At 39.3% G+C, this 1,062-nt stretch carries 1 protein-coding gene; it reads right to left on the reverse strand.

The features are described from left to right. The coding region (locus tag MHN02_RS21855; protein ID WP_239247987.1) for a hypothetical protein at window positions 1-1,036 on the reverse strand (1,036 nt) is incomplete at its 3' end. Window positions 1,037-1,062 lie beyond the last annotated feature (26 nt).

A 1,062-nucleotide genomic window follows, 5' to 3' on the forward strand; every position in this document is an offset into this window, starting at 1 on the left:
TATTGACACTCTCTTTTACGGTAAGGCTATTGCTTTGAAATAGTTGCTCTGCTTTACGATACAGGAAGTACTCAAAACGAATAGCTATTTGCTTAGAAACTTCTCCTTGCAAATACTCTCGGTCACCTTTGGGTACCAAGTCTAGGTTGATGGTTCTAACAGCCTTGCATTCACTGAGTTCAGAGCGCAACGTTACATACTGTTTATGTAAATCATCTTTTAAATGGATAAACTCAATGTCTATGGCCATGAACAAGGAGCGTAGAAGTTTACTCACCTTGCTTGACTGTTTATCGATGAATTGCCACTCATATTTACGCCCATCAAAATCATTGTTATCAAGATGTTCGCTGAGCAATTTAATGTTCTCAGCAGGTAACAACTTAAAGGCTTTTTTGCGTACATCGCCAAAGGTCAATGCATCGTCAATATCGCTGTCAATGAAGTAATTCAGCAGACTACCAGCCGATTTCAATTTTGTTCTTACAATGTTTATATCTTCGATAACGCACTGTTTGGCGTGATTCTTTGCTCCTTCAGCAAGCTTTCGGGCGAGATAGATAAATGCAGAAACGAGGTTGTCGTTAGTTTCGCGGTACCTGAAGAATAGATAACAAACAAGATATAATAAGGTTTGACTATCAGCATGTCTCTTTAACTTATAAACCGACTTGTGTTTTACTAAAGACGCGTAGTATTCAAGGTTTTTTGGTGACAGCTCTAGTTCAGCAATCAGTGTCCTAATTTCTGGATAAAGCGCACGTATGATTTTATGCGTCTTTAGTTCTTGTGATATTTGGCTGGCTGAAAAATCCTTCGCCATGCGCTTTAGCATGGCGAGATCTGTGAAGGTGCTTTTAGAATCAAGCAATCTAAGAAGCGTAGCTTTTGTATCACTGCCTAGGTTTTGGTTTAGGACAGACTCAATGCGACTGCGCTCACTAGAAAGTACACTCGATATGGTATCTTGAAGTGTCGTATAACCAGCTAACGCAATCCTGTTTTGTCCAAAGTAAGCAATGCATTCATCAAACACATATCTTGGCTCTTGATTGATTTTAA

Origin of the sequence: Alteromonas sp. CNT1-28 (assembly GCF_022348345.1) — a bacterium.
Classification (GTDB): Bacteria; Pseudomonadota; Gammaproteobacteria; order Enterobacterales; family Alteromonadaceae; genus Alteromonas; species Alteromonas macleodii.